The sequence below is a fragment of the Burkholderia sp. YHN3-13 genome, assembly GCF_055810675.1.
Genome location: NZ_JBVVNQ010000004.1, coordinates 261,514 through 287,630, shown reverse-complemented (window position 1 = coordinate 287,630; position 26,117 = coordinate 261,514). Strand labels below are relative to the sequence as shown.

The window sequence follows — 26,117 nt, the reverse complement described above, 5'->3', positions numbered from 1 at the left end:
GCGCGATGAGCAACGCGTATTGCGCGCCGTTGCGCGACATGCTGTTCGTGATCGGCGAATGGCTCGATGCGCCGGCGCTGTGGCGCCGCGTGCCCGACTGGGCGGAGCTCGACCTGTCGACCGCCGGGCAGGTGCTCGACGAAGCCGCCCGCTTCGTGGTCGAACGCATCGCGCCGCTCGATTCGACCGGCGATCTCGAGGGCTGCCGGTTCGACGGTACCGGAGTGACGATGCCGGCGGGCTTTCGCGATGCGTACCGCGACTACGTCGACGCCGGCTGGCCGACGTTGGCGCTCGACGCCGATTGCGGCGGCCAGGGGCTGCCGCATCTGCTCGACGTCGCGCTGCAGGAGATGCTCGCGGGGGCGAACCATGCGTGGCTGATGTCGCCGGGGCTCACGCACGGCGCGGTGGCCTGCCTGCGCGCGCACGGCGGCGAGCGCCTGAAGCGCGACGTGCTGCCGAGGATCGCGAGCGGCGAGTGGCTGACGACGATGTGCATCACCGAGCCGCAGGCGGGCAGCGATCTCGGCCTGCTGCGCACGCAGGCAGTGCCGGACCCGGCCGCCGACGGCTACCGGATCAGCGGCAGCAAGCTGTTCATCACCGGCGGCGAGCACGATCTGACCGACAACATCGTGCACCTCGTGCTCGCGCGGCTGCCCGATGCGCCGGCGGGAACGAAGGGGCTGTCGCTGTTTGTCGTGCCGAAGTGGCTCGACGCGCCGGGCGGCCGCGTGCGCAACGGCGTCTGGTGCGACGGCGTCGAGAAGAAGATGGGGCTGAAGGCCAGCCCGACCTGCACGATGCGTTTCGACGCGGCCGCGGGCTGGCTCGTCGGCGAGCCGCATCGCGGGCTCGCATCGATGTTCGTGATGATGAACGCGGCGCGCCTGCAGGTCGCCATGCAGGGTGTCGGGCATGCGCAGAGCGCATGGCAGGCCGCGTCGGCCTATGCGCGCGAGCGCGTGCAGGGCAGGGCGGCGCCGATCGCGCAACACGCCGCGATCCGCCGCATCCTGCTCGATGCGCAGGCGATCGTCGAAGGCGAGCGCGCGATCGGCTACTGGATCGCGCACTGGCTCGACGTCGCCGCGCACGATCCGCAGCCGCCGGCGCGGCTCGCGGCGTCGCGGCTGGCATCGTTGCTCACGCCGGTTGCCAAGGCGTTCTTCACCGCGAACGGCTTCGCGGCCGCGTCGAACGCGCTGCAGGTATTCGGCGGCTACGGTTACGTTCACGAATACGGGATCGAACAGACGGTGCGCGATTGCCGCGTGTCGATGCTGTACGAAGGGACCAACGAGATCCAGGCGATCGATCTGCTGGTGCGCAAGGTGCTGGGGGATCGCGGCGAGGCGCTGCACGCGCTGCTCGAGTTGATTCGCGCGGAAGCCGCGCAGGGCGTCCAGGCGGCAGCGGACGAGCGGGTGAGGGACGCCGGGGCGCGCGTCGCCACGCTGTGCGCGGAGCTCGAGCGCGTGACGGCCGGCGTGATCCGCGCGAGCGAGCACGATCCGGATCTGCCCTACCGGGTCGCGGACGACTATCTCGCGCTGGTCGGCTGGCTGCTGCTCGCGTTCGCGTGGGCGCGCACGCTGCGCATCGTCGGCGATTCGCCGGGAGACGATTCGTTCCGTGCGGGCAAGCGCGCGGTCGGCACCTACTTCTTCGACTATCCGCTCGCGGCGTTCGCACACCGGCTCGCGCTGGTGGACGCGGGCTGCCGCGCGGCGTTGCCGGTTGCCGCGGCATAAGGTTTGTCCGAGCCGGGCGTGGATGGCCCGGGGCGGCTCGCCGGCCGGCACGAGCCGCCGTGCGGGCCGATATACGGGCCGATAGACGGACCGCGTGAGGTAAGATGGCCCGCGATCCTCCTTCCGACACGTTCATGAGTTCGACACCCGTCAAACCGGCCGGCACGAAACGCACGGCCCGCGCCAGCGAAGCCAGGCCGCGCATGCGTTCGCAGCAGCGGCTTACCTACCTGATCGGCAATCTCGACCGGCTGCTGCGCCGCCAGATGAGCGATGCGCTCGCGCCGCTCGGTGTGACGCTCGCGCAGTACACGGCGCTGTCGGTGCTCGAGGCGCGCGGCGCGCTGTCCAATGCGCAACTCGCGGTGCGCTCGTTCATCACGCCGCAATCCGCGAACGAAGTGATGGTTGCGATGGCCGCCCGCGGCTTCGTGACGCGCGAGGCCGATCCCAGCCATGGCCGCGTGATCCTGCTGCGTCTGACCGACGAGGGCTCGGCAATCCTGCGCGACTGCGAGCGGGTGCTGCGGCCGCTCGAGCGCCGGATGCTCGGGGACGACGTGAACGCCGACGACGTCGAGCAGGTTCACCGCACGCTCGAGCTGTTCGTGCGCAACCTGCGCGACTGAGCACGCCGCCGCGTCTTTCGTTCCGGTTTCTCCGGCCGCGCCGGGCCACGCCGCGGCGTGGCCCGGGTTGCGAACGGGTTGCGGGTTAACACCGCGCTCGCGACACTTGAAATATCAGGTTACCTGTTATTAAATCATCCCGTCCCTCGACGGGATTTTCTTTCGGGTTATTAATCAGGCTACCTGATAAAGTAACGAGACCCGATCACGATAAAGCAAGGACACCGCGCATGCGTTCCGCGTATGCCGCGCGAGTCACGGTTAGGAGACGACATGGATACTTCCGTTGCCGCAAGGCCGGCCGTCGCGACGACGCTCGGCCTGTGTTTCGCGATCGCATTGCTCGAGGGGCTCGACCTGCAGTCGGTCGGCGTCGCGGCACCGCGCATGGCCCACGAATTCGGGCTCTCGGTTTCACAGATGGGACTCGCGTTCAGCGCGGGCACGTTTGGCCTGCTGCCGGGCGCGATGCTCGGCGGCTGGCTGGCCGACCGGATCGGCCGCAAGCACGTGCTGATCGCGTCGGTCTGCCTGTTCGGGCTGCTGTCCATCGCGACCGCGCAGGTGTCGAGCTTCGCGATGCTGGTCGCCGTTCGCGCGCTGACCGGCCTCGGCCTCGGCGGCGCGATGCCGAACCTCATTGCATTGTCGTCGGAAGCGGTCGACGCACGCTCGCGCAGCAGCGCGGTGGCCGTGATGTATTGCGGGATTCCGTTCGGCGGCGTGATCGCGTCGCTGATCGGCGTGCTGCTCGCAGGCGACACCGAATGGCGGCACATTTTCTATGTCGGAGGCGTCGGCCCGCTGCTGCTCGCGCCGCTGCTGCTCGCCCTGCTGCCCGAATCGCGTGCGTTCCTCGACGTCAGCGCATCGGGCGCGGCGCGCCCCAGCGTCGGACAGACGCTGTTCGGCGGCTCGCGCACCGGCACGACGCTGGCGTTGTGGCTCAGCTACTTCTGCACGCTGATCGTGCTGTATTTCCTGCTGAACTGGTTGCCGTCGCTGATGGCCGCGAAGGGGCTCGCGCGCAGCCAGGCCGGAATCGTGCAGATCTTCTTCAACATCGGCAGCGGCCTCGGCGTGCTCGGCATCGGCATGTCGATGGACCGCTTGCGTCCGTCGCGCGTGGTCGGCGGCATGTACGCGGGGATCGTGCTGTCGCTAGCCGCGCTGGCGATCGCGCCCGGACTCCTGTGGCTGTCCGCCGCCGCGTTCGCGGCCGGGATGTTCGTCGTCGGCGGCCAGTCGGTGCTGTATGCGCTGGCCGCGATCTATTACCCGACCGCGATGCGTGGCACCGGCGTCGGCTCCGCCGTTGCCGTTGGCCGCCTCGGCTCGGTGGTCGGGCCGCTCGCCGCCGCCGAGCTGCTCGCAATGGGCCGCAGCGCGTCGGTCGTGATCGGCGCGAGCATTCCCGTCACGCTCGTCGCGGCCGTGGCCGCGCTGCTGCTGATCCGCCGCCCGCAGGCGGAGGACTGAGGTTTCGCTTTTTTCGATACGCGCCGTCAGAGCGCGCCATTCAACATGGTCTGGAGACGCAACGATATGAAGACGAAGACAAGGAACGGCCTGCTGGCCGCCGGCGCATGCTGCGCGCTCGCCGCAACCGGCGCGCACGCGCAGTCGAGCGTGACGCTGTACGGGATCATCGACACGGGCGTGGAGTTCGTGTCGCACGCGAACGCGGCCGGCGATCACGTGGTGCGCATGCCGGGCGTGACGGGCGAGCTGCCGTCGCGCTGGGGGCTGCGCGGCACGGAGGATCTCGGCGGCGGTTATCAGGCGGTGTTCACGCTCGAAAGCGGCTTCAACGTGCGCGGCGGCGATCTCGGCCAGGGCGGCCGGCTGTTTGGCCGGCAGGCGTTCGTCGGGCTGAAGGGCGGCTTCGGCACGCTCGCGTTCGGCCGCCAGTACACGATGACCTACCTCGCGCTGCAGGGCGCGGACATCATCGGCCCCGACATCTACGGGCTCGGCTCGTTCGACGCCTACGTGCCGAACGGCCGCGCCGACAACGCGGTGACCTACCTCGGCACCTATCGAGGCGTGACGCTCGGCGCCGCGTATTCGTTCGGCCGCGACGGCGCGGGCACCGGCAACTCGCCGGGGCAGGGGACGTGCGCCGGGCAGGTGCCGGGCGATGCCACCCAGTGCCGTAACTGGTCGGTGATGCTCAAGTACGACAGCGCGTATTTCGGCGCGGCCGCGTCGTACGAGGAACAGCGCGGCGGCACCGGCGCGGCCGCCAACTTCTTCGACGGCATCGCCCCCGTCGCCTTCACCAGCAGCGGCGGCAAGGATGCCCGCACGCACGTGAGCGCGTACGCGCAGGCCGCCGGCGCGCGGATCGGCGCGGGCTGGATCGGGCGGCGCGTGTCGACCGGTTCGCCGGCCGCGCCCGGCGCGCATTCGGACCTGTTCTTCGTCGGCGCGTCATATGCGGTGAAGCCCGATTTCGTCGTCGACGGCGAAGGCTACCGGATCGTCAACACCGCGCACGACACGCGCGCGACGATGGCGACGCTGCGCGCGACCTATCTGCTGACCAAGCGCACGGCCGTCTATGCGCAATCGTCGTATCTGTGGAACAGCGCGCACGCACGCTACGCGGTCAGCGGCGGCGGGCCCGGCACGACGCCGGGCGAAGGGATGGGGCAGCTCGGCGCGATGGTCGGCGTGCGGCACATGTTCTGATCCGGCAGCCAGACAAACGGGAGATATCTTGAACAGGAAATCTGCATTCCTCTGCATCGCGCCGCTCTCTGCGGCGGCCATGCTCGCCGGTTGCGGTGGCGACGACTCGGTCAGTTCCACGCCGACCCACCTGAGCGCCGCGACGCCGGCCGCGATGGCGCAGACCTGCGACGCGCTTGCCGCGAAGCTCGCGTATGCGAACACGTCGTTCACGTCGGTGACGACCGCGGCCGCCGGCGCGCTGACGGTGGCCGGCAAGCCGATCGCCGAGCACTGCGTGATCGAAGGGAAGATGAACGAGCGCGTGAGCGCGGTGGACGGCAAGACCTATGCGATCGGCTTCGAGATGCGCTTGCCGAAAGCGTGGAACGGCCGCTTCTTCTACCAGGCGAACGGAGGGCTCGACGGCAACGTCGTGACCGCGACCGGCGAGATCGGCGGCGGCGGGCCCCTGACCGACGCGCTGAACCAGGGTTTCGCGGTGATCAGCTCGGATTCCGGGCACAGCGCCGCGCAGAACCCGCTGTTCGGCCTCGATCCGCAGGCGCGGATCGACTACGGCTACGGCGCGGTCGATGCGCTCACGCCGATGGCGAAGCAGGTGATCCGGCTCGCGTACGGCAAGGCGCCCGATCGCAGCTATTTCGGCGGCTGCTCGAACGGCGGCCGTCACGCGATGGTCACCGCCGTGCGCAACCCGGCCGACTACGACGGCATCATCGCGGGCGATCCGGGTTTCCATCTGCCGAAGGCGGCGATCGGCGAGATGTACGGTGCGCAGCAGTTCGCGAAGATCGCGTCGGCGACCGGCGCGAACGGGCTGCCGGATATCCGCAGCGGCTTCAACGATGCGGAGCGGCAGTTCGTCGGCGCGAAGATCCTCGAGAAATGCGATGCGCTCGACGGCGCGGCCGACGGGATGGTGCAGGACGTCGCCGCGTGCCAGGCGCATTTCAGCGTCGAGGCCGATATCCCGACCTGCGCGAACGGCACCCGCACGGGCGCCTGCCTCACGCCCGCGCAGAAGACCGCGCTGGAGAACGTGTTCACGGGGGCGCGCAACAGCGCGGGCACGGCGCTCTACGCGAGCTTTCCGTACGATCCGGGCGTGGCCGGCGGCGGCTGGGCCGCGTGGAAGCAGTCGAATTCGGTCTCGCTCGATCCGGCCGCGATGGCGTTCACGTTCATGACGCCGCCGAAAACCGCCGCGGCGCTCGCGAACCTGCCCGGTTTCGCGCTCGGCTTCGACATGGACAACGATGCACCGGCGATCTTCGCGACGAACGGCGTGTACACGCAATCTTCATGGTCGTTCATGACGCCGCCCGACGAGACGAACCTGTCCGCGCTGAAGGCGCGCCGCGCGAAGCTGCTCGTCTATCACGGCACGGGCGACCCGGTGTTCTCGTTCAACGATACGCGCGACTGGTATGCGAAGGTCGCGCAGGCGAACGGCGGCGATGCGTCGGATTTCGCGCGTTTCTATCCGGTGCCGGGGATGAACCACTGTTCGGGCGGGCCGGCGGCCGACCAGTTCGACATGCTGACGCCGCTCGTCGCGTGGGTCGAGCAGGGCCAGGCGCCTGCCGCGATCGTGGCCGCCGCGCGCGACACGACCAACGCGGTGCCGAATGCGGACGTGCCCGCCTCGTGGGGCGCGGGACGCACGCGGCCGTTGTGCCCGTATCCGCAGGTCGCGCGCTACAACGGCTCGGGCGACGTGAATTCGGCGGCGAGCTTCAGTTGTCGTTGACGTAGCCGTCGACGGGAAGCGGCCGGCGCGGGTAGTCTCGCGCCGGCCGTTTCATTTTTGCCGGCAGGCGCGTACTTACTCGCCGAGATCGAGCGGCACGTCGAGCCCGACCTTCACGCGGCTCATGCTCACCAGCGTCTTGAACCGCTTCACGTTGTTGTTCGCGAAGAACAGCTCGCGCGTGAGCGCGTTGTACTGATCCATGTTGCGCACCGCGAGGATCAGCACGAAATCCCATTCCCCCGTCACGTAGTAGCACTGCTGGATCTGCGGGCAGCGCTCGAACGCGCGCTTCATCGCATCGAGCTGATCGATCTGCTCGCTCTCGACCTCGACGTTCACGACGATCGTCAGCGGATGGTCGACCTTGTCCGGCGCGATCACGGCCGTATAGCGCTCGATCACGCCGTCTTCCGCGAGGCGCTTCAGCCGCCGGTTCACGGCGGCGGTCGACAGGTTGACGCGCGCGCCGAGCTCGGCCTGCGGCGTGTGCGCGTCGCGCTGCAGCTCCGCCAGCAGCTTGCGGTCGAACGCATCGAGTGGGGTCGTCATGATCGCGCGTGAGCCTTCGAAAGAATGAGAAATTTTTGCGTTGAAGCCGTCGATTTGGCGATTTTATTGACCGGCCCGCGCAATATTATTTTTCGAACCGACGGCGAGCGCAACTGGCGCTCGCCCGATCCGACCCACCCGACGGACCGCCCGCGCGGTCCCGCCCCAGGAGCCCTCCGCCATGCTGATCGCCAACCCGCGCGCGTCGCGCACCGCGTACCCGAACGCGCTGCGTCGCGTGATGAACATCGCATCGGCCGACGAAAGCGGCGCATGGCTGTCGCACTGGCCGCTCGTCGGCAACGCGCGCACGCCGCTGCGCGCGCTGCCCGATCTTGCCGCGCGGCTCGGCGTCGCGAGCGTCCGCGTGAAGGACGAGTCGTGCCGCTCGCCGCTCGGCAGCTTCAAGGCGCTCGGCGCGCCGATCGCGCTGGTGCGGCTCGTGAAGCGGCTGCGGCGCACGCGGGATCTCGAGCCACGTGGGCTCGTCACCGGCGCGTACGCGGCGGAGCTGGCCGACCTGACGGTGATCAGCGCGACCGACGGCAACCACGGCCGGGCGCTGGCCGCCGCCGCGCGCGCGATCGGCTGCGGCTGCGTGATCGTGCTGCACGCGAACGTCGACGCCGAGCGCGAACGCGCGATCGCGGCGTACGGCGCGCGGATCGTGCGCATCGCGGGGAACTACGACGAATCGGTCGTCTGCGCGGCGCAGCTCGCGCAGGCGAACGGCTGGCATGTCGTGTCGGACACGTCGTACGACGGCTACGAAGCGATTCCGCGCGACGTGATGCAGGGTTACGGCGTGATCGCCGCCGAAGCGGCCGCGCAGGCGGCGCAGGACGACGGGCGGCCGTTCACGCACGTGTTCCTGCAGGGCGGCGTGGGCGGCCTCGCCGCGGGCGTCGCGAGTTATCTCTGGGAACGCGACGGCGTGCGGCGGCCGCGCTTCGTCGTCGTCGAGCCGCGCCAGGCCGATTGCCTGTACCAGAGCGCGTTGGCCGGCCGTGCGACGAAGGCGACCGGCAGCGTCGATTCGGTGATGGCCGGGCTCGCGTGCGGCGAGGCGTCGCCGCTTGCATGGGATTTCCTCGAGAGGTGCATCGACCACTTCATGCTGATCGACGACGAAGACGCGGTGCAGGCGATGCGCGGCCTTGCGGCCGGCAGCGCCCGCGACGTGCCGGTCGTCGCCGGCGAATCGGGCGCGGCCGGCGTGGCTGGCCTGACGGCACTGATGCGCGACCCGGCGCTCGCGCGGCAGGCCGGGCTCGACGCGAACGCGCATGTGCTGGCGATCAATACGGAAGGCGCGACGGCGCCGTCCGTGTACCGGCACTGCGTCGGCGAGACGGCCGACGCGGTGCGCGCGCGGCAGCGCGACTGGCTGGACCGCGTGGCGGTGGCGGCCTGAACGACATGACGACCGACGAGGCGAACGCAATGGAAACAATCGAGGAAAGCACGCTGCAGGCGCGACTGAAGACCTGGCGCCGCCATCTGCACCAGTATCCTGAAACGGGTTTCGAGGAAGTGAACACGTCGGACTACGTCGCGCGCATCCTGACGACGCTCGGGCTCGACGTGCATCGCGGGATCGGCGGCACGGGGCTCGTCGCGAACCTGACGGCCGGCACCGGCAAGCGCGCGATCGGCATCCGCGCGGACATGGACGCGCTGAACATCGCCGAGCACGCGCCGGGCCGCGAACATGCATCGCGCACGCCGGGCAAGATGCATGCGTGCGGGCACGACGGCCACATGTCGATGGTGCTCGGCGCCGCGCAACTGCTGGCCGAGCGCAAGGATTTCGACGGCACCGTGCGTTTCGTTTTCCAGCCGGCGGAAGAGCACGGCCGCGGCGCGAAGGCGATGATGGCCGACGGATTGTTCGAGCGTTTTCCGGTCGACGCGATCTTCGGCGCGCACAACATGCCCGGCATGCGCGCGGGCACGTTCTCGACGCGCGCGGGCGGCATCATGGCGAGCGAGGACAATTTCGTGATCCGGATCGACGGGCGCGGCACGCATGCGGCGCGGCCGCACATGGGCATCGATCCGATCGTGATCGGCGCGCAGGTCGTGCTCGCGCTGCAGACGATCGTGTCGCGCAATCTCGACCCGGGCCAGCAGGCGGTGATTTCGTGCACGGAGTTCATCACCGACGGGCTGCGCAACGTGCTGCCGTCAACCGTGACGATCAAGGGCGACACGCGCAGCTATTCGCGGGACGTGCAGGCGCTGCTCGAAACGCGGATGCGCGAGATCAGCGAAGGAATCTGCCGCACGCATGGCGCGACCTGCACGTTCGAGTACACGCACGAGTTCGCGCCGACGGTGAATTCGCCGGAATGGGTCGACACGGCGGTGCGGGCCGCCGCGCAGGTCGCGGGCGCGGAGGCGGTGAATGCCGACGTGCAGCCGATGATGATCTCGGAGGATTTCGGCGGGTTCCTGCAGGTGGTGCCCGGCAATTTCGTGTTCATCGGCAACGGTGAAGCGGGTGGCCTCGGCGGCGTGCCGCTGCACAACGCGACGTACGACTTCAACGACGCGATCCTGCCTGTGGGCGCGCGGTATTTCGCGGAAGTGGCGCGGCGGGCGTTGCGGGCCGCGTAGCGCGTGCTGCGGGACGGTACGCGCTCGCGCGAGCACCGTCCCGCGCGTCGTCACGTCACACCAGTTCGCCGAGGCACGCGTCGAACTGCGCGACGAGCCGGTCGACATCGTCGGCCGTCGTCTGCGGACACACGAGCATCATGTTGTGGAACGGCGTGATCAGCACGCCGCGATTCAGCAGGTACAGGTGCACGATGTGCTCGAGTTCGCTGTCGAGTTGCGCGCCGGCCAGCGTGCCGTTGCGCGGCGGCGCGGACGCGAACTGGAATTCGGTGCGCGCGCCGATGCGCGTCACGCACCACGGCAGCCGGTGTTTCGCGATCGCCTGCTCGAGCCCCGTCGCCAGCCGCGCGGCGAGTTCGAACATGTGTGCATACGCGGCGTCGGTCGCGACGTCGGCCAGCGTCGCGCGCATCGCATGCATCGCGAGCATGTTCGCGGTAAGCGTCGTGCCGATGCCCGAATGGCCGGGCGGCGCGTTCAGCTTGGCCTGCTTCGCGCGTTCCGCGAATTCGGCGCTGAAGCCGTACACCGCGCACGGCACGCCGCCCGCGATGGGTTTGCCGACCACCAGCATGTCCGGTTCGAGAGCGTGCGCGACCGCGTAGCCACCGGGGCCGCTGCTGATCGTGTGCGTCTCGTCGATCACGAGCAGCGTACCGTAGCGGCGCGTCAGTTCGCGCGCGGCCGCCCAGAAGCCCGGGTCGGGCAGCACCATCCCGATGTTCGTCATCGCGGGCTCGGCTAGCACGCACGCGACGTCGCCATCCTTCAATGCGGCTTCGAGCGCGGCCAGGTCGTTGAATTCGACGACGCGCGTGTTGGCGAGCAGGTCGTAGGATTGCCCGAGCAGGCTGTCGCGCTGAACCGGGCGGCCGTCGACGAGATCGACGAATACGTCGTCGACCGTGCCGTGATAGCAGCCGTTGAACACGACGATCGTGTTGCGGCCGGTGGCCGCGCGTGCCCAGCGCAGCACGAAGCGGTTCGCGTCGCTCGCGCTCAGCGCGAATTGCCAGACCGGCAGCCTGAAGCGGCGCGCGAGTTCGCGCGACACCCATGCGGCGTCTTCGCTCGGCAGCATCGTCGTATAACCGCGCGTGGCCTGTTCGACGAGCGCGCGGGCGACCGGTTCGGGCGCGTGGCCGAACATCGCGCCCGTATCGCCGAGGCAGAAATCGACATAGCGATGGCCGTCGACGTCGGTGAACGTCGCACCGCGCGCCTCCTTCACATACAGCGAGAACGGTGTCGACCAGTCTTGCATCCAGTGCAACGGCACGCCGAACAGCAGGTGCTCGGACGCTTCCGCGGACAGCGCGCGGGAGACCGGCATGGCTTCGGTGAACGCTTGGCGCTCGCGATCGAACAAGGCGCGGGCGCGGATGAGGTCGACTCCGTGGCGGGAAGGCAAAGGCAGCTCCTGGGCTGTGAACAAGGAGAAACGATAGCGCGGGCGGCAGGGGGCTGAACAGGGGCGGAATTCCCGAGGCGTGATGGCGGGGGAACGCCCGGGCGCGTCCTGTTCGATTTCAAGATGGCGCGAGTGAATCGAAGCTATGCTGGATACTGACCGGCGCGCGAATTGGCGCGGGAGGCGATCGAATTCGACGAGGATTTTTAGCTGAAGTTTTTGCGCATAAAGGTACGACAACGTATCTTTAGAGGCAGTCTGTCAGAAGTGAGTGTGCGCACACATTCATAGCATCGAACCGATGAGAGTGCAGTCGAAGACAGGAATCTGCCTTGATATGATCCTGCCTGGACGGTGTGATGCGGTACGACGACGTATGAATTGACGCCGAACGGCGGGACCCACCACGCTTCCAGGCGATCGTCGCGCAGGGGCCGGGTCGCGTCCGACTGCAACGGCACGCCGCCCACGCCTGCCGTGCGGCCGATCCCCGGCGCGACGACGGGCAACTGCGACTTCGGCACGCCCGTCGCAACGCGCACGCCGACAGTCACATCGCCGGGGCCGGTCCAAACGTTCAACGTGAGCGCGATGACGCCGACGAACGTGACGATCACCGACAAGCGGCGATGCCATGAGGCGAGGGAGGAGGGGCATTCGCGTGCGGCGTGGTCGGCCGATGCACGCGAACGCAACGGCAAATACGGAAGCGGACGAACGTGAACGCGTTACGCGAGCGTCTTGATCATGTAGTGCTCGTCGTAGAACCGGCCGTCGACGAACATCGAGCGCGGCTCCGTGCCGAACCGCACGAACCCTTGCGACGCATACAGCCGCTCCGCGTTGCCGTTGACCTCGTTTACGCACAGCATCAGCTGCTTGCACTGCCACGCCTGCGCGGCATGCTCGGTCGCGCTTTCGAGCAGCGCCTGCGCGATGCCGCGGCCGCGATACGCGGGCTCGACGAACACGCCCCAGATCGTCGCCTTGTGCGCGATCTTCGCGCGTGCATCGCGGCGCACGCCGGTGATGCCGACGAGCGTCTCGCCGTCGAACGCGCCGAACACCGCGCGCTCGTGGTTCGGCGTGAGGCGCGTCGCGAATTCGTCGACCGGCACCTGGGATTCCTCGTCGAGCGTCGGCAGGAAGGACGTGGGCGCGGTATCGACCGCACGCAGGCGAACGGTCTGGAAACGGGCGGCGTCGGCCGCATCGAGCAGGCGGGTCGTGATCGTCATCGGCGGGATTCCGGTTGAGGGGCGTGCATGCCGGCGCGGGCTGCCGTAGCCGCGGGATGCATCGTCCTCATCCTAATGGGAATTCGGATGTCGCGTGGCGCCGTTCGGCGCGTTGCGCATTTCGGCGGCACCGGAGCGTTGCGGGCCGTGCGCGCATGGCGGGTCACGCGGCCGTGCCGGCGTGACGGAAGGGACGACGTGCGCGCGATCAGATCACGCGCACGCAACGGGCATCAATCAATACCGCGACAGCTGATTGCCGTTGATCTGCACGCGGTCACCCGGACGCAGGTTGCCGGGCGACTGCACGTCGAACGAGCGCATCGAGCCGTCGCTGACTTGCACGTCGATCCGGTAGCTGCTCGGGCCCTGCGCGGCACCCATCTGCTGACCGATCTGGTTGCCCGCCACCGCGCCGCCGAGCGCGCCGATGACGGTCGCCGCATCGCGGCCGTGACCGCGGCCGACCTGGTTGCCGAGCACGCCGCCGATGAGCGCGCCGACGACGGTACCGGCCACGCCCGACGGGCCGACCGAGCCGTTGACCGGCTGGATGTTCGCGACGGTGCCGTATTGCGTGCCGTACGGATTCGCGTATTGCTGTTGCGGGTTGCCGTACTGGTCATACGGCTGCGAGCCGTATTGCGACGGGTTGCCGTATTGATCGTACGGCTGCGGCGCCGGGTTCGGATACGCCGGTTGCTGCTGCACGTAGCCCGGCTGCGAATACGCGGGCTGCGCGTAGCCGGGCGTCGCGTATTGCTGCTGCTGCGGATAGCCCGGCTGCGCGCCGTAGTAGCCGGGTGCGACGCAGGCGGTCAGGGGAAGCGCCGCCACGGCGACGAGCGAGGCGAACAGAACGGTCTTCGTGGAGGGCATGCGCATCATGATGTTTCCTGCATCGGCAACGTGTCCGCCGATGGATTCCCGTCATGGGTGGCGAACTCGGCGTGAGTATAAGGAATGGCCGGATGCGCGTCCGGTGCGGCCGGGTAACAACGTGTAAAGTCTGTTGCCGCGTAAATCGCTGCGCCGGCGCGGCGTTCGAGCCAGGCCCGACAACGGCGCGAAGCGGTTTCCAGTCATCCGCGTGCCGGTGATGCGGCCCGCTTGTTTCATGCGGCGTGTCGGCCCTCCGTTGCGATCGAACCCCTGCGTCACGCGAGACCCGGCGGGCGTGTGCGGCACACATCGCGAAATCGAATGCGCGGCATCGCGACATTTAATTGGCCGCGGGCGGCAGCGTCCGATATCGTGGCCGGATTCTCTGCCAGCGGTCGCGTCGCGCCGGCTACGGATCCTTCCCTGTCCGCGCCGGCGGCGCGCCGCGACCGCCCCACCTTCCAGGCCATGACCGAACGATTCTTCATCAATGCCGTCGATGCCGGCGGCCAGCCCGTCAACCTCGTCGTCCGCGACGGCCGCTTCACGGCGATCGGCGCCGATTGCGCAGCCGCGCCCGGCGCGGAGACCATCGACCTCGACGGCCGCGTCGTGCTGCCCGGCTTCGTCGACGGCCACATCCACCTCGACAAGAGCTTCGTCGGCGCTCGCTGGGTGCCGCACGAATCGGTCGGTTCGCTGCGCGAGCGGCTCGCGGTCGAGAAGCGCCAGCTTGCCGCCGCACCGCCGATCGTCGAGCGCGCGAACGCGCTGATCGCGCAGGCCGCCGCATTCGGCACGATCGCGATGCGCAGCCACGTCGACGTCGATGCGACGACGGGCCTGTCGAACCTGCAGGCCGTGATGGCCGCGCGCGAGCAATGGCGCGGGATCGTCGACATCGAACTGGTCGCGTTTCCGCAGGCCGGCGTCGTGACGTGCCCGGGCACGGCCGCGATGCTCGACGCGGCCGTGCGCGAGGGTGCGGACGTCGTGGGCGGGATAGATCCGACGACGCTCGACGGCGACGCGGACGGCCAGCTCGACATCGTGTTCGGCATCGCGGAGAAACGCGGCGCGAAGATCGACATCCACCTGCACGAGCCGGGCGAGATCGGCATCGCGCAACTGCTGCGGATCGCGGCGCGCACGCGTGCGGCCGGGCTCGGCGGGCGCGTGAACGTGAGCCATGCGTACGCGCTCGGCCAGGTGAGCGATGACGATGTCCGGCGCACCGCGGCGGCGCTGGCCGAAGCGGGCGTATCGATCCTGACGAATGCGCCGGGCGATTGCGCGTTTCCGCCGGTGCGGTTGTTGCGCGACGCGGGCGTGCACGTGTTCGCGGGCAACGACAACATTCGCGACGCGTGGTGGCCGTACGGCAACGGCGACATGCTGCAGCGCGCGATGATGGTCGGCTACCGGTCGGGTTTCTACACCGACGAAGCGCTCGGCATCGCGCTCGACATGGCGACGTACGCCGGCGCGCGCGTGATCGGCAACGCGCACTACGGCATCGCGGTGGGCTGCGATGCGAGTTTCGTCGCGGTGCGCGCGCCGAACGCGGCGGCGGCCGTCGCCGGCGTGCCGGCCGAACGGTGGGTATTCCGCCGCGGCGAAAGCGATACGGGGGCGCCGTTCGCGCCGTCGCTGCGCTTCACGCGCTGACCCACCGGCCGGCGGCACGGCATGCGCCGTGCCGGCCTTGCACTGACCGACTTCACCGGAATCGACATGACGAACCTGCTGATCCGCAACGTCCGCACGAGCGCCGACACGGCACTCGACATCCTGATCGAAGGCGACCGCATCGCGCGTGTCGGCCCGTCGCTCGACGCGCCCGCCGGCTGCGCGATCGAGGACGGCGCGGGCGCGCTCGCGCTGCCCGGCCTCGTCGAAGGCCACACGCACCTCGACAAGACGCACTGGGGGATGCCGTGGTATCGCAACCAGGTCGGGCCGCGTCTCGTCGACCGCATCGAGAACGAACGCCACTATCGCGCGACGAGCGGCCACGACGCGGGCGCCGCGTCGCTCGCGCTGGCACGAGCCTTCCTCGCGGCCGGCACGACGCGCATCCGCACGCACGTCGACGTCGATACCGAAGCGGGCCTGCGCCACCTGCACGGCGTGCTCGCGACGCGCGAGACGCTGCGCGGGCAAGTCGACATCCAGATCGTCGCGTTTCCGCAGTCGGGCGTACTCAAGCGGCCGGGCACCGATGCGCTGCTGTCCGATGCGCTCGGCGCCGGCGCCGACCTGCTCGGCGGACTCGATCCGTGCGCGATCGAAGGCGATCCGGTCGAGGCGGTGGACGTGCTGTTCGCGATCGCGGAGCGTCACGGCCGCGGGCTCGATATCCATCTGCACGAGCGCGGGTCGATGGGCGCGTATTCGCTCGACCTGATCCTGCAGCGCACGGCCGCGCACGGCATGCAGGGGAAGGTCACGATCAGTCATGGTTTCTGTCTGGGCGATATCGCCGAACGCGAGCGCGATACGTTGCTCGCGCGAATGGCCGCGCTCGGGGTGGCGATCGTCACGACCGCGCCGGCGGCGGTGCCGGTGCCGCCGGTCGCCGCGTGCCGGGCGGCGGGCGTGACCGTGATCGGCGGCAACGACGGCGTGCGCGACACGTGGACGCCGTACGGTTCGCCCGACATGCTCGAACGTGCGATGCTGATCGGCATGCGCAACGATTTCCGCCGCGACGATGCGCTCGAAGTCGCGCTCGACTGCGTGACGCACGGTGCGGCGCACGGCTGCGGTTTCGCGGATTACGGGCTGCAGCCGGGCAGCCGTGCGGACGTCGTGCTCGTCGACGCGCTGACGTTCGCCGAGGCCGTCGTCGCGCGGCCGGTGCGGCGTCTCGTCGTATCGTCGGGGGCGATCGTCGCGCGCGACGGCGCACTCGTCTGAGCATGGCGTCGCGCCGGTATGATCGGGTTTTCAGCCGGATTTCCGGGGAGACGACGATGCGACGCACGACAGCGGCACGGGCCGCACGATGGACGGCGGCGGCCTTGTTCGCCGTGACGGCCGCGTACGCGGTGGCGGCCGATCCGGCCGATGCGCGGCAGGAAGCCAACCGGCGGACGGTGCTCGCGTTCTACGAGAAGGGCCTCAACGAAAAGGATGCGGACGCCGCGCTCGCGTACGTCGGCGATCGCTACGTGCAGCACAACCCGAACGCGGCCGACGGCCGCGACGGTTTCCGCAAGTTCGTCGCCTTTCTGCGCGACACCTATCCGCAGTCGCACAGCGAGATCAAGCGTTCGTTCGTCGACGGCGACTACGTGATCCTGCACGTGCACGCGGTGCGCGAACCCGGCACGCGCGGCAGCGCGATCATGGACATCTTCCGGCTCGAGCACGGCAAGATCGTCGAGCACTGGGACGTGAACCAGCCGGTGCCCGAGCAGGCCGCGAACGGCAACACGATGTTCTGACATGCCCGGGGCAGTGCGCCCCGTGCGTGGCGCCCGGATGAAACCCGCGCGGCTTATCGCCCCTCGAGTTCCAGCATCGCCGCGAGCGCTTTCGTCAGCTCGCTGACCATCGGGTCGGCCGTCGGCCGGTGCAGGATCGCGATATCCATGTTCTCGATCGGCGCGAAGCCCTGCTTCGCGGTCAGCACGACGTGCTCGTCGGTCACCACGCGCGCGGGCAGCACGCTGATGCCGAGCCCGTCCGCGACGGCCGCCTGGATGCCGCTCAGGCTCGACGTCGTGAAGCTGATGCGCCAGCGGCGCCCGCGCTCCTCGATCGCCTTGATCATGTCGTCGCGGTAGAGCCCGCGCGGCGGAAACACGACGATCGGCACCGGGTCGAGATCGATCGACGGATGCTTCGCGCTGTCGATCCAGCGCAGCTTCTCGGGCCAGCGCACGACGGCCTCCCGGCTGTCGCGCCGCTGCTTGATCAGCACGAGATCGAGTTCGCCGCGATCGTACGCGGCGCAGATGTCGCGGCTCAGTCCGCACGTCACTTCGAGCTTGACCTGCGGATGCTCGCGCTTGAATGCCGCGAGCGCGTGCGTCGTGCGGCCCGCCGCGAAATCGTCGGGCACGCCGAGCCGGATCGTCAGCGCGACCGTGGCGCCCGACAGCGCTTCCAGCATTTCGTCGTTCAACGCGAGCATGCGCCGCGCATAGCTGAGCACCGTCACGCCCGCATCGGTCGGCCGGACATCGCGCGTGCCGCGATCGAGCAGGCGGTGGCCGGCGATTTCCTCGAGCCGGCGCACCTTCTGGCTGACCGTCGACTGCGTCGAATGCAGGCGCGCGGAAGCCGTCGTGAAGCTGCCGCAGTCGGCGACCATCACGAGCGCGCGCAGCAGGTCGAGGTCGAACAGGGGTCTATTCATTTTTGCACTTTTGCAGATTCGAGCATTGCATTTCCACATGCATGCGACGACTTTTAACATGCGCGGACGGCGCGGGCAATCGCGGTTTGGCCGGACTTGGGGCGGCGCGTTTCGCGGGCTTTTGAGGCGCCTGACGACATCCTGCGGATGACGCTCGCGCCCGGCGCCGACCTGCGCGGCACGCACCGGTATCGCGACACCGCATTGAATCCGGCGGCCGAACGCGGTCGTGTCGAGACGGTGCGCAGGCTGATCGATGCGGGCGTGGCCGGGGTTAGCGGCGGCGCGATTTGGGCTCGGGCGTGCCGCCGGGGAGTTTTCGCAGGAAGGCGTCGGCGAGTTCAACACAAGAGTCGAACGACGGCGTGTAGCCGAGTGTCCGGATGTCGTCGAACCGCGGCCGTACGAACGTGCGAGGCTCGTTGAGCAAACGCAGAAACGTGTCGCGATGCCGAACGGGAAACGCAGCGGTTTCGATCAAGCTTGCCGGCTCCCGCTCGATGACCAGGCACAAGTCGAACAGGTCCCGCGCGGTCGGACGATCGCCGCGGAAGTCCACTGCGGTATGGGGCGCGTGACCGGCAGGTTCGATGAAACATCGGGCAACCTATCGCCACGGATACCGGTATAGACCGCTATCTCTTGCGTTTCGTCGCGGACGGGTGTCGCGCACGGGAGCACCTGAATTCCGCATAGAAATGCGTTGAATCGAAGGCTCCCCTGCCTCCCTGGTCCTCATCTCCGGTCGGTCCATCGCGCTCCCTTGTTTCCCCTGCTTGCACTCGAAATTTAGGCGGTCTAGACTGCATTCCAGTCTCATCGAAGTCCCGCCTTTCGCGCACCGCGCCGGCTCTCCGGCGCGGCGCCTCCACCGGACGCCGGCGTCGCCCGCCGCGTCGAGACCTGCAAGGACCCGCCATGAACTGCACTGCAACGCTCCTCGTTACCGCGCTGGCATTCGCGCCGCTCGTGTCGTTCGCCCAGGACACGTCGACGATCCGCTGGGGCATCGACCCCACGTATCCGCCGTTCGAGGCGAAGCAGCCCGACGGCTCGCTCGCCGGTTTCGACATCGACCTGCGCAATGCGATCTGCGAGCAGCTGCATGCGAAGTGCGTGTGGGTCGAGCAGGGCTTCGACGGGATGATTCCGGCGCTGCGCGCGCGCAAGTTCGACGTGATCATGTCGGCGATGACGGCCACCGACGAGCGGCTCAAGCAGATCGACTTCTCGAACAAGCTGTATGCGTCGCCGGGTGCGCTCGTCGCGCCGGTCGGCTCGAAGCTGCTGCCGACCGCCGCGTCGCTCGCGGGCAAACGCATCGGGATCGACCAGGGCACGACCCAGGAGGCGTACGCGAAAGCCGAATGGGCGACCCGGGGCGTGACGATCGTCTCTTACCAGAATCAGGACCAGGTGTACCAGGATCTCGTCAACGGCCGCCTCGACGCGACCTTCCAGGACAAGACGCAAGCCGGCTACTCGTTCCTGAAGACGCCGCGCGGCAAGGGCTACGCGTTCGCCGGCCCCGACGTGACCGACGCACGGATCACCGGCTACGGCGTCGCGATGGGCGTGCGCAAGGGCGACGCGGACATGAAGAAGCGGCTGAACGACGCGATCGTCGCGATCCGCGCGAACGGCACATACCAGAAGATCGCCGCGAAATATTTCGACTTCGACATCTACGGCGCGAAGCAGCAGCTGACTTCGGCGCCGTGACCCGGTGATTCATTCAATGGACAGGCACACCATGACGAGTATCCAGGATCGAGTCGCGCAAGCCGTGACGCCCGAACTGATTGCCGCGTTCCGCGAGGAAGGCGCGGTCTGCATCAAGGGCATCTTTTCGCCCGACGAAGTGGCCGCGCTGCGGGCCGGCATCGACGTGAATCTTGCCCGGCCGAGCGCGCGCGCGAAAGTCGCGAGCCGGCCCGACGATCCCGGCTGGTTCTTCGAGGATTTCTGCAACTGGCAGCACAACGACGCGTATCGCGACTTCATCGTGCGCTCGCCGGCGCCGTCGGTCGCCGCCGCGCTGATGGGAACCGGGCGCGTGCGACTGCATCACGACCACCTGCTCGTGAAGGAGCCCGGCACGCGGCAGCGCACGCCGTGGCACCAGGACCAGCCGTACTACAACATCGAAGGCGACGACAACGTCAGCATGTGGATTCCGGTCGATCCGGTGCCGCTCGAATCGACGCTGGAATTCGTCGCGGGCTCGCATCGCGGGCCGTGGCTGATGCCGCGCACGTTCATGGACAAGGAAGCGAAGTGGTTCCCGGAAGGCAGCCTGGCCGACCTGCCCGATATCGAAGCCGACCGCGCGGCGTTCCCGATCCGCCGCTGGGCGCTCGAGCCCGGCGACATGGTGTGCTTCCGGATGCTCACGCTGCATGCGTCGGGCGGCACGCGGAACCGCCGGCGCGCGTTCTCGATCCGCTTCGTCGGCGACGATATCCGTCACGCGCCGCGCCGCTGGAAAACGTCGCCCGACTTCCCCGGGCTCGCGGAGCAGCTGGCCGACGGCGCACCGCTCGACCATCCGCTGTTTCCGGTCGTGTGGTCGCGCGGCGCGGGGCAGGTCGGCGCGATCTGACCGGCGCGGCGAACGAACGCGGCGGCCGTTTCGTCATGAAACGGCCGCCGTGTCCATTGGCGCGTACGGGGAAAGATCAGGTCGGGTGGCGCCCGGCGCCCGGCTTGAAGCGCGAGCCGAGCCGGTAGCGGTTGCCCGGATGCAGGAAATGCACGAACGTGACGGGCAGCCCGTCGGTCCACGTGCGGCGCGTGAGCGTGAGGCACGGCTCGTCGGCGCGCATGTCGAGCAGCCGCGCCTGCTCGACGGTCGGCAGCGACGCGTCGACGACGTGCTCGATTTCCAGTTCGTAGTGCGACACGTTGTTGTACAGGTACTCGGACGGCGGCTCGGTCTGGAAATCCTGGTCGATGAAGCCGGGCGCCGCGGCCGGGTTCACGTAGCGGTCCTCGAGCTGGATCGGGCGGCCGTTTTCCTCGTGCACGCACACCACATGAAAGACCGGCGTATTGACCGGCAGCCCGAATGCGGCCGCGACGTCGAACGATGCCGGCTCGCTCGCCCGGCTCAGCACGCGACAGCGATATTCGTGCCCGCGCGCGCGGATTTCGTCGCGGATGTGCGCGATCATCAGCAGGTTCGACTGCGGCTTCACCTCGGCGACGAAGGTGCCGACGCCCGCGATGCGCTTCAGCACGCCTTCCTCGGTCAGCTCGCGCAGCGCGCGGTTGACCGTCATGCGCGCGACGCCGAACTGCGCGGCGAGATCGAGCTCGGACGGGATGCGGTCGCCCGGGCGCCAGTCGCCGGACTCGACGTTCTGGCGAACGAGCGTCTTGATCTGCTGGAACGGTGCGGCGGCCTTCGTGACCATCAAGGAGGTTTCCGTGGGTGAAATACCAGCGGGATTCTATCGTCTTTGCCCGGTGGCGCTCCGGACGCGGCCTTGCGGGCGGCCGCTGATCCGACGACTCCTTTCCGTCCGTCGACAGGGGGGGCGATGTCGATTACAGGTTCCGCACGTCGGCCGTCGGCTCGGCGCCGAACGCATCGCTCAGCGCATAGCCGATCAGCTGGCGTGCGGCGGCCTCGGGCGTCGCGAGCGCGCCGCTCGATTTCAATTCGTCGAACTTCTCGCGCATCGGGAAGTTGTCTTCGCTGGTCGAGCGGATCGTCGCCTGCATGCCCGTGTCGACGACGCCCGGCGCCACGCTGCAGATCCGCAGCGCGCCGTTCGCATCGAGCGCGACCGCGCGTGCATGGTGATCGAGCGCGGCCTTGGTCGCGCAGTAAACGCTCCAGCCCGCGTATGCGTTGCGGGCCGCGCCGCTCGACAGGTGCAGGATCCGGCATTCGGTCGCGGCCGAAGCCGCTTGCGCGAGCGCGGCCGACAGCATCAGCGGTGCCGCGACGTTCAGGCCGACCGCACGCGCGACGATCGCCGGATCCTGCGTGGCGAGCGGGCCGATCGGATCGACGATGCCTGCGTTGTTGAACAGCAGCACGAGCGACGCGCCGTCGACGAAGCGGCGCAGCGTGTCGCCGGCGAGCCAGGCTGCGACGGCCGTGGTGTCGGACAGGTCGATCTCGACTTCGGAGAAGCGGTCGCCGGCTTGCGACGCGAGCGACGGATGGCGGCTGCGCGACACACCGAGCACGGCGACGCCTTCCAGCAGCAGTTGTTCGGCGAGCGACGCGCCGAGGCCGCGCGTGTGTCCGGTGACGATGGCGCGCACGTGCGGCGCGGAAGAGGATGCAGTCATGGCAGTGAACCGGTGAAGGCGTGAACGGTGTTGACGGGCGGCGTGCATGCGCGGCGGCAGCACGATAAGGACGGGCGACGCGTGGCATCGGCGGGCGAAGACGATCGTGTGCGGCGCCACGGATACCGGGGTGAACGCATATCGTAGCGCCGGCATGTGTATCGCGCAAATGCCGGTGAGTGCGCGCAGGCGTTGCCGCGCGGTATCGGGCGCGCCGACAGGCTGGACGACAGCCCGCTGCGGCAAGTGCGCGCGCCGGCGCAGCGCGCGGCGCCGGGCCGTGCGTCGCGAGCTATCATATGGCTCGCCCGTGCGCGATGCCGGACGGGCCGCGATCGTTTCCCTTCACCTGCTGCACGCTGCGACGCCACTCATGAACACCACGCCGGATACGCCCACGCCACGCGCCCTTCGCGAACTCACGCCCCTCGAGGCCCGCATTCTCGGCGTGCTCGTCGAGAAACAGCACACGGTGCCGGATACGTACCCGCTGTCGCTGAACGCGCTGACCGCGGGCTGCAACCAGAAAACCGCGCGCGCGCCGGTGATGAACGTCAGCGAGGACGAGGTCACGACCGCGCTCGACGGGCTGAAGCACCTGAGCCTCGTGATGGAGGGCAGCAGCAGCCGCGTGCCGCGTTTCGAACACAACATGAACCGCGTGCTGGGCATCCCGAGCCAGGCGATCGCGCTGCTGACGATCCTGCTGCTGCGCGGCCCGCAGACGGCCGCCGAGCTGCGCCTGAACAGCGCGCGCCTGCACGGCTTCGCGGATATCTCGTCGGTCGAGGCGTTCCTCGACGAACTCGCGGCGCGCGCGCCGGCGCTCGTCGTCAGGCTGCCGCGCGCACCGGGCGCGCGCGAGAACCGCTGGATGCACCTGATGTGCGGCGAGGTGAACGTGGCCGATTTCGCCAGCGCGGAGGCCGGCGGCGCGGATTCGGTGCCGCCTTCCGAGTTCGAGGCGCTGAAGGCCGAGCAGAAGCGACTCGCGGATGAAGTGGCGCGGCTGAATGCGCTGGTTCAGCGGATGGCGAGCGAACTCGGCATCGACGTCGACGCGCCGGGCGACGCCGGCTGACCGACAGCCTGCAACGCGCTCCTCGCTACCAGCGGCGCCCCGATTTCGCCGAAGCGTCGATATCCGGCGCCCACGCGAAATCGGTTTTCCTGCCCGTGCGCGCGCTGGTGTAGGGCATCGAATAGACCATCGCACCCTGGCTCATCATTTCGTATTCGCCGTCGATCGTGCCGTCGACCATTCCCCACCACGTCGTCGTGTATTGATACGACCGGTCGGCTGCCAGCATTTCCGCGTCCCGGTGCTTGAACAACAACGGAATGGCCGTGTTCGATTTCGCATGACGGACGACGCCACCTGACCATTTCGCGACGTCGTCGTGGTACATGCGCGGTTCGACGCGCACGGGTTGGTCGCCGGCTGTCCGGAAGCACGGCACTTCCGTGCTCACTTCGGCCGAGGCGGGCAATGCGATGCAAAGCATCAGCAGCGCGAGCGCTTTCTTCATGAGCGTATGTGAACGACGATGCGCCATTTCAACCCACGCTGATCCGCGTCGCACCTGCGTCGACGAGCCGGAACAGCAGATCCTCGACGGCCGTCTCGGGCGCCGAGCCGAGATCCGCATTGACGCGCCACCCGTGTTCCGTGCGAACCGGTTCCGACAGGTAATGCACGATGCCGTGCAGCCCGTCTTCGGCCGGATCGTTCTCGTCGTCGACATCGAACCACGCGAGGAACCACGTCTTGAACGCATCGGCCGCCGCGCTTTCGTCGAGACCGTCGGCCTCGATCACGACCCAGTCCCATACGAACGGGCGGACTGACACGGCTGCCGTTTCGAGGTCGAACTCGAACGGGTCGAAATCGAGTTGCGTGGTCGAATCGATCATCACGGGCCGGCCGGCCGCTTCGCCTTCGGCCGCGATGGTGTCGGCGCGGCACGGCAGCGCGAGCGGCCCTTCAGTGGCGAGCGTGCCGTCGGCCTTCCGGTAGGCGGGCTCGACGATCACCGACGGTCGCGTGGCCGCTTTCGCGAGCAGATCGGCGTAGGGTTGGCGGATGGCACTGAGCAGTTCGGATACGGTCATCGTGGCGAGTCCGTGGGGCGAGGAGCGAACGGTTGCAGAGCAGGCGGTGGACGGCGCGGACCGCCTCCTGCGACGGGCCGCTTCGTTACCGGACAGCGCCGATCGTACGGTACCCCGGCAAAACGCGAACAGTCGGCCGAACGGCCGGTGCGCATGCGTCGGCCGGCGAGGGTTTTAGACGTTTACCTTCAAACAATCGAAAACGCGCGTCGAACGCGTTCGCGTTGTGCTTCAATGAATCCGGTTTGTACTCCTACTAAAACGACAGGTTCAGAACAGGCCGGATCATTCATTCACAGGAGACAGTCGATGGCACGGAAACGGTTTTGATGCGGCAGGCACGATGGTCTGCAATACCGCCGAACTTCCTTCGATGAAAGCAGGTTATCCCAGAGGCCCCCACCCATGTCCTCCAGACGACTCATGACCGTCGCGGCCGCCGTGTGCGCCGCGCTGGCCATCGCCGCACCGTCGGCCGGCGCCGCCGCGCCGACCGTGTCCGATCCGTTCTACACGTACACCGGCACCACGCCGCTGGCGTCGATTCCGCCGGGCACGGTGCTCAAGACGCGCAACGTCACCTATCACGTGGCCGGCATTCCGACCGCCGTGACCGCGCAGCAGTTGCTGTACCGCACCAACAACGCGCGGAACCAGCCCGTCGTCAACGTGACGTCGGTGATTCGCAGCCAGGTCAGCAACGGCCACGCCATTTCGTACCAGTCGGCCTACGATTCGCTGAACCCGTACGACGAGCCGTCGCAGGTGATCGCCGGCGACCGCGACGTGACCAAGGTCATCAACGTCGGCACGCTGCTCTACAGCGCGGAATCGATCCCGCTGTCGACGCTGCTGCTGCTCGGCTACAACATCATCGTGCCCGATACGGAAGGCCAGACGGCAGACTTCGCGGCCGGCCCCGAATACGGGATGACGACGCTCGATTCGATCCGTGCGGCGCTCAATACGCCGTCGACCGGCCTGAATCCGTCGAGCAAGGTCGCGATGATCGGTTATTCCGGCGGCGCGATCGCGACGAACTGGGCCGCGCAGCTCGCGCCGAGCTATGCGCCCGACGTCAACAAGCAGCTCGTCGGCGCGGCGGAAGGCGGCGTGCTGGTCGATCCCGCGCACAACCTGCGTTACGTCGACGGCAGCATCGTGTGGGGCGGCGTCGCGGCGGCGGCGCTCGCCGGGCTGGTGCGCGGCTACGACTTCGACCTGACGCCGTATCTCAGCGATACCGGCGTGGCCGTGTTCAAGGACATCCAGAACCAGTCGCTCGCGTACATCCTGCCGAAGTACACGGGGCTGCGCTGGGGCACGCTGTTCAAGCCGCAATACGCGAACGACATCAACAGCATCCCGGCGTACGTGACGTATGCGAACAAGGTGAATGCGGGGCTGGCCGCATCGCCGACGATCCCGATGTTCATCGGCCAGGGCACGGCCGGGGCGCTCGACGGCACCTTCAGCAGCCAGGTGGGCGACGGCGTGATGCTCGCGTACGACGTGCGCGCGCTGGCGCAGAAGTTCTGCGCCAGCGGCACGCGGGTCACGTACACCGAGTATCCGCTCGAGCATGCGGGTGCGATCGTGCCGTGGGTGGCCGGGATGCTGCCCTGGCTCTACGACCGCTTCAACGGGAAAGCCGCGCCGAGCAATTGCTGGCTGACGTCGCTGCTGCCGAGCAACTCGCTGGCGCCCGAGACGTTGCATTAGGCGCGACGGCGTACGACTGGATGCATGGCCGGGCGATCTTTTTCGGGTCGCCCTTTTTTACGATGTTTCGACGT

The 26,117-nt window shown here is 68.5% G+C and carries 24 protein-coding genes and 2 pseudogenes; 16 read left to right on the top strand and 10 right to left on the bottom strand.

Translation table 11 applies throughout. From position 1 onward, the window contains the following. Nucleotides 1-5 precede the first annotated feature (5 nt). From AC0KUR_RS12750 to AC0KUR_RS12730, 5 genes are all read left to right on the top strand, one after another. The gene (locus AC0KUR_RS12750) at nt 6-1,757 is read left to right on the top strand and encodes an acyl-CoA dehydrogenase (RefSeq protein WP_034187840.1); all 1,752 of its coding nucleotides are present in this window, start codon (nt 6-8) and stop codon (nt 1,755-1,757) included. A 134-nt stretch (nt 1,758-1,891) separates the two neighbouring features. Continuing rightward, nucleotides 1,892-2,386, top strand: coding sequence for a MarR family winged helix-turn-helix transcriptional regulator (locus tag AC0KUR_RS12745; protein ID WP_034187602.1), 495 nt, complete (start codon nt 1,892-1,894; stop codon nt 2,384-2,386). 273 nt (nt 2,387-2,659) lie between these two features. Beyond that, nucleotides 2,660-3,865 carry a 3-(3-hydroxy-phenyl)propionate transporter MhpT gene (mhpT, locus tag AC0KUR_RS12740; protein WP_034187603.1) on the top strand — a complete coding sequence of 402 codons (1,206 nt, stop codon included), beginning with the start codon at nt 2,660-2,662 and terminating at the stop codon, nt 3,863-3,865. A 66-nt stretch (nt 3,866-3,931) separates the two neighbouring features. Further along, complete coding sequence (locus AC0KUR_RS12735; protein ID WP_034187604.1) at nt 3,932-5,080, top strand: porin; 1,149 nt, start codon at nt 3,932-3,934, stop codon at nt 5,078-5,080. 28 nt (nt 5,081-5,108) lie between these two features. Continuing rightward, nucleotides 5,109-6,833, top strand: a complete 1,725-nt coding sequence (locus tag AC0KUR_RS12730) for a tannase/feruloyl esterase family alpha/beta hydrolase (protein WP_049033783.1) — start codon at nt 5,109-5,111, stop codon at nt 6,831-6,833. Between the two features lie 75 nt (nt 6,834-6,908). Here the strand turns inward: AC0KUR_RS12730 and AC0KUR_RS12725 are convergent, their stop codons facing one another. Then, nucleotides 6,909-7,385 carry an Lrp/AsnC family transcriptional regulator gene (locus tag AC0KUR_RS12725; RefSeq protein ID WP_059559204.1) on the bottom strand — a complete coding sequence of 159 codons (477 nt, stop codon included), beginning with the start codon at nt 7,383-7,385 and terminating at the stop codon, nt 6,909-6,911. A 181-nt stretch (nt 7,386-7,566) separates the two neighbouring features. Between AC0KUR_RS12725 and AC0KUR_RS12720 the strand changes: the two genes are divergently transcribed. Both AC0KUR_RS12720 and AC0KUR_RS12715 read left to right on the top strand, forming a co-directional pair. Then, entirely contained in the window at nt 7,567-8,799 is a 1,233-nt protein-coding gene (locus AC0KUR_RS12720) for a diaminopropionate ammonia-lyase (RefSeq protein ID WP_124608483.1), read from the top strand. A gap of 29 nt (nt 8,800-8,828) precedes the next feature. Next, nucleotides 8,829-10,004: a M20 aminoacylase family protein gene (locus AC0KUR_RS12715; protein ID WP_473375975.1), complete on the top strand. Its 1,176-nt coding sequence runs from the start codon at nt 8,829-8,831 to the stop codon at nt 10,002-10,004. 55 nt (nt 10,005-10,059) lie between these two features. Here the strand turns inward: AC0KUR_RS12715 and AC0KUR_RS12710 are convergent, their stop codons facing one another. Beyond that, on the bottom strand, nt 10,060-11,418 hold the full coding sequence (locus tag AC0KUR_RS12710) for an aspartate aminotransferase family protein (protein WP_473375974.1): 1,359 nt from the start codon (nt 11,416-11,418) through the stop codon (nt 10,060-10,062). Nucleotides 11,419-11,828: 410 nt separating this feature from the next. Between AC0KUR_RS12710 and AC0KUR_RS12705 the strand changes: the two are divergent. After that, a pseudogene (locus tag AC0KUR_RS12705) lies at nt 11,829-12,045 on the top strand (endopolygalacturonase); the annotation flags it as partial. 101 nt (nt 12,046-12,146) lie between these two features. On the opposite strand, the gene AC0KUR_RS12700 reads toward AC0KUR_RS12705, so the two are convergent. Together AC0KUR_RS12700 and AC0KUR_RS12695 are read right to left on the bottom strand one after the other, a co-directional pair. Next, nucleotides 12,147-12,656 carry a GNAT family N-acetyltransferase gene (locus AC0KUR_RS12700; RefSeq protein ID WP_034187608.1) on the bottom strand — a complete coding sequence of 170 codons (510 nt, stop codon included), beginning with the start codon at nt 12,654-12,656 and terminating at the stop codon, nt 12,147-12,149. A gap of 237 nt (nt 12,657-12,893) precedes the next feature. After that, nucleotides 12,894-13,544: an outer membrane lipoprotein gene (locus AC0KUR_RS12695; protein WP_034187609.1), complete on the bottom strand. Its 651-nt coding sequence runs from the start codon at nt 13,542-13,544 to the stop codon at nt 12,894-12,896. A 462-nt stretch (nt 13,545-14,006) separates the two neighbouring features. Between AC0KUR_RS12695 and AC0KUR_RS12690 the strand changes: the two genes are divergently transcribed. From AC0KUR_RS12690 to AC0KUR_RS12680, 3 genes are all read left to right on the top strand, one after another. After that, nucleotides 14,007-15,206 carry an amidohydrolase family protein gene (locus AC0KUR_RS12690; RefSeq protein WP_124670751.1) on the top strand — a complete coding sequence of 400 codons (1,200 nt, stop codon included), beginning with the start codon at nt 14,007-14,009 and terminating at the stop codon, nt 15,204-15,206. Between the two features lie 66 nt (nt 15,207-15,272). Next, on the top strand, nt 15,273-16,457 hold the full coding sequence (locus tag AC0KUR_RS12685) for an amidohydrolase family protein (protein ID WP_034187844.1): 1,185 nt from the start codon (nt 15,273-15,275) through the stop codon (nt 16,455-16,457). A 56-nt stretch (nt 16,458-16,513) separates the two neighbouring features. Then, nucleotides 16,514-16,987 carry a nuclear transport factor 2 family protein gene (locus tag AC0KUR_RS12680; RefSeq protein WP_059559194.1) on the top strand — a complete coding sequence of 158 codons (474 nt, stop codon included), beginning with the start codon at nt 16,514-16,516 and terminating at the stop codon, nt 16,985-16,987. Between the two features lie 53 nt (nt 16,988-17,040). Here the strand turns inward: AC0KUR_RS12680 and AC0KUR_RS12675 are convergent, their stop codons facing one another. Continuing rightward, complete coding sequence (locus AC0KUR_RS12675; protein WP_059559191.1) at nt 17,041-17,904, bottom strand: LysR family transcriptional regulator; 864 nt, start codon at nt 17,902-17,904, stop codon at nt 17,041-17,043. 135 nt (nt 17,905-18,039) lie between these two features. Here AC0KUR_RS12675 and AC0KUR_RS12670 point away from each other — a divergent pair. Continuing rightward, a pseudogene (locus AC0KUR_RS12670) lies at nt 18,040-18,174 on the top strand (ankyrin repeat domain-containing protein); the annotation flags it as partial. Between the two features lie 4 nt (nt 18,175-18,178). Here the strand turns inward: AC0KUR_RS12670 and AC0KUR_RS12665 are convergent. Beyond that, entirely contained in the window at nt 18,179-18,463 is a 285-nt protein-coding gene (locus AC0KUR_RS12665) for a nucleotidyl transferase AbiEii/AbiGii toxin family protein (protein ID WP_083286544.1), read from the bottom strand. A 359-nt stretch (nt 18,464-18,822) separates the two neighbouring features. Here AC0KUR_RS12665 and AC0KUR_RS12660 point away from each other — a divergent pair, with 359 nt between their 5' ends. Together AC0KUR_RS12660 and AC0KUR_RS12655 are read left to right on the top strand one after the other, a co-directional pair. Then, entirely contained in the window at nt 18,823-19,626 is an 804-nt protein-coding gene (locus tag AC0KUR_RS12660; protein WP_059559189.1) for an ABC transporter substrate-binding protein, read from the top strand. A 31-nt stretch (nt 19,627-19,657) separates the two neighbouring features. Continuing rightward, the gene (locus tag AC0KUR_RS12655) at nt 19,658-20,506 is read left to right on the top strand and encodes a phytanoyl-CoA dioxygenase family protein (protein WP_034187614.1); all 849 of its coding nucleotides are present in this window, start codon (nt 19,658-19,660) and stop codon (nt 20,504-20,506) included. Nucleotides 20,507-20,582: 76 nt separating this feature from the next. Here AC0KUR_RS12655 and hutC read toward each other — a convergent pair whose 3' ends face one another. After that, nucleotides 20,583-21,320: a histidine utilization repressor gene (gene hutC, locus AC0KUR_RS12650; protein ID WP_034187615.1), complete on the bottom strand. Its 738-nt coding sequence runs from the start codon at nt 21,318-21,320 to the stop codon at nt 20,583-20,585. Nucleotides 21,321-21,453: 133 nt separating this feature from the next. Continuing rightward, the gene (locus AC0KUR_RS12645; protein ID WP_049036792.1) at nt 21,454-22,209 is read right to left on the bottom strand and encodes an SDR family oxidoreductase; all 756 of its coding nucleotides are present in this window, start codon (nt 22,207-22,209) and stop codon (nt 21,454-21,456) included. Nucleotides 22,210-22,582: 373 nt separating this feature from the next. Between AC0KUR_RS12645 and AC0KUR_RS12640 the strand changes: the two genes are divergently transcribed. Beyond that, the gene (locus AC0KUR_RS12640) at nt 22,583-23,290 is read left to right on the top strand and encodes a YceH family protein (protein ID WP_034187617.1); all 708 of its coding nucleotides are present in this window, start codon (nt 22,583-22,585) and stop codon (nt 23,288-23,290) included. A 25-nt stretch (nt 23,291-23,315) separates the two neighbouring features. On the opposite strand, the gene AC0KUR_RS12635 is transcribed toward AC0KUR_RS12640, so the two are convergent. Continuing rightward, nucleotides 23,316-23,738, bottom strand: coding sequence for a hypothetical protein (locus AC0KUR_RS12635; protein WP_473375973.1), 423 nt, complete (start codon nt 23,736-23,738; stop codon nt 23,316-23,318). A gap of 28 nt (nt 23,739-23,766) precedes the next feature. Next, the gene (locus tag AC0KUR_RS12630; protein WP_069705666.1) at nt 23,767-24,321 is read right to left on the bottom strand and encodes a hypothetical protein; all 555 of its coding nucleotides are present in this window, start codon (nt 24,319-24,321) and stop codon (nt 23,767-23,769) included. 405 nt (nt 24,322-24,726) lie between these two features. On the opposite strand from AC0KUR_RS12630, the gene AC0KUR_RS12625 reads away from it, so the two are divergent. Beyond that, on the top strand, nt 24,727-26,043 hold the full coding sequence (locus tag AC0KUR_RS12625; RefSeq protein ID WP_226228943.1) for a lipase family protein: 1,317 nt from the start codon (nt 24,727-24,729) through the stop codon (nt 26,041-26,043). Nucleotides 26,044-26,117 lie beyond the last annotated feature (74 nt).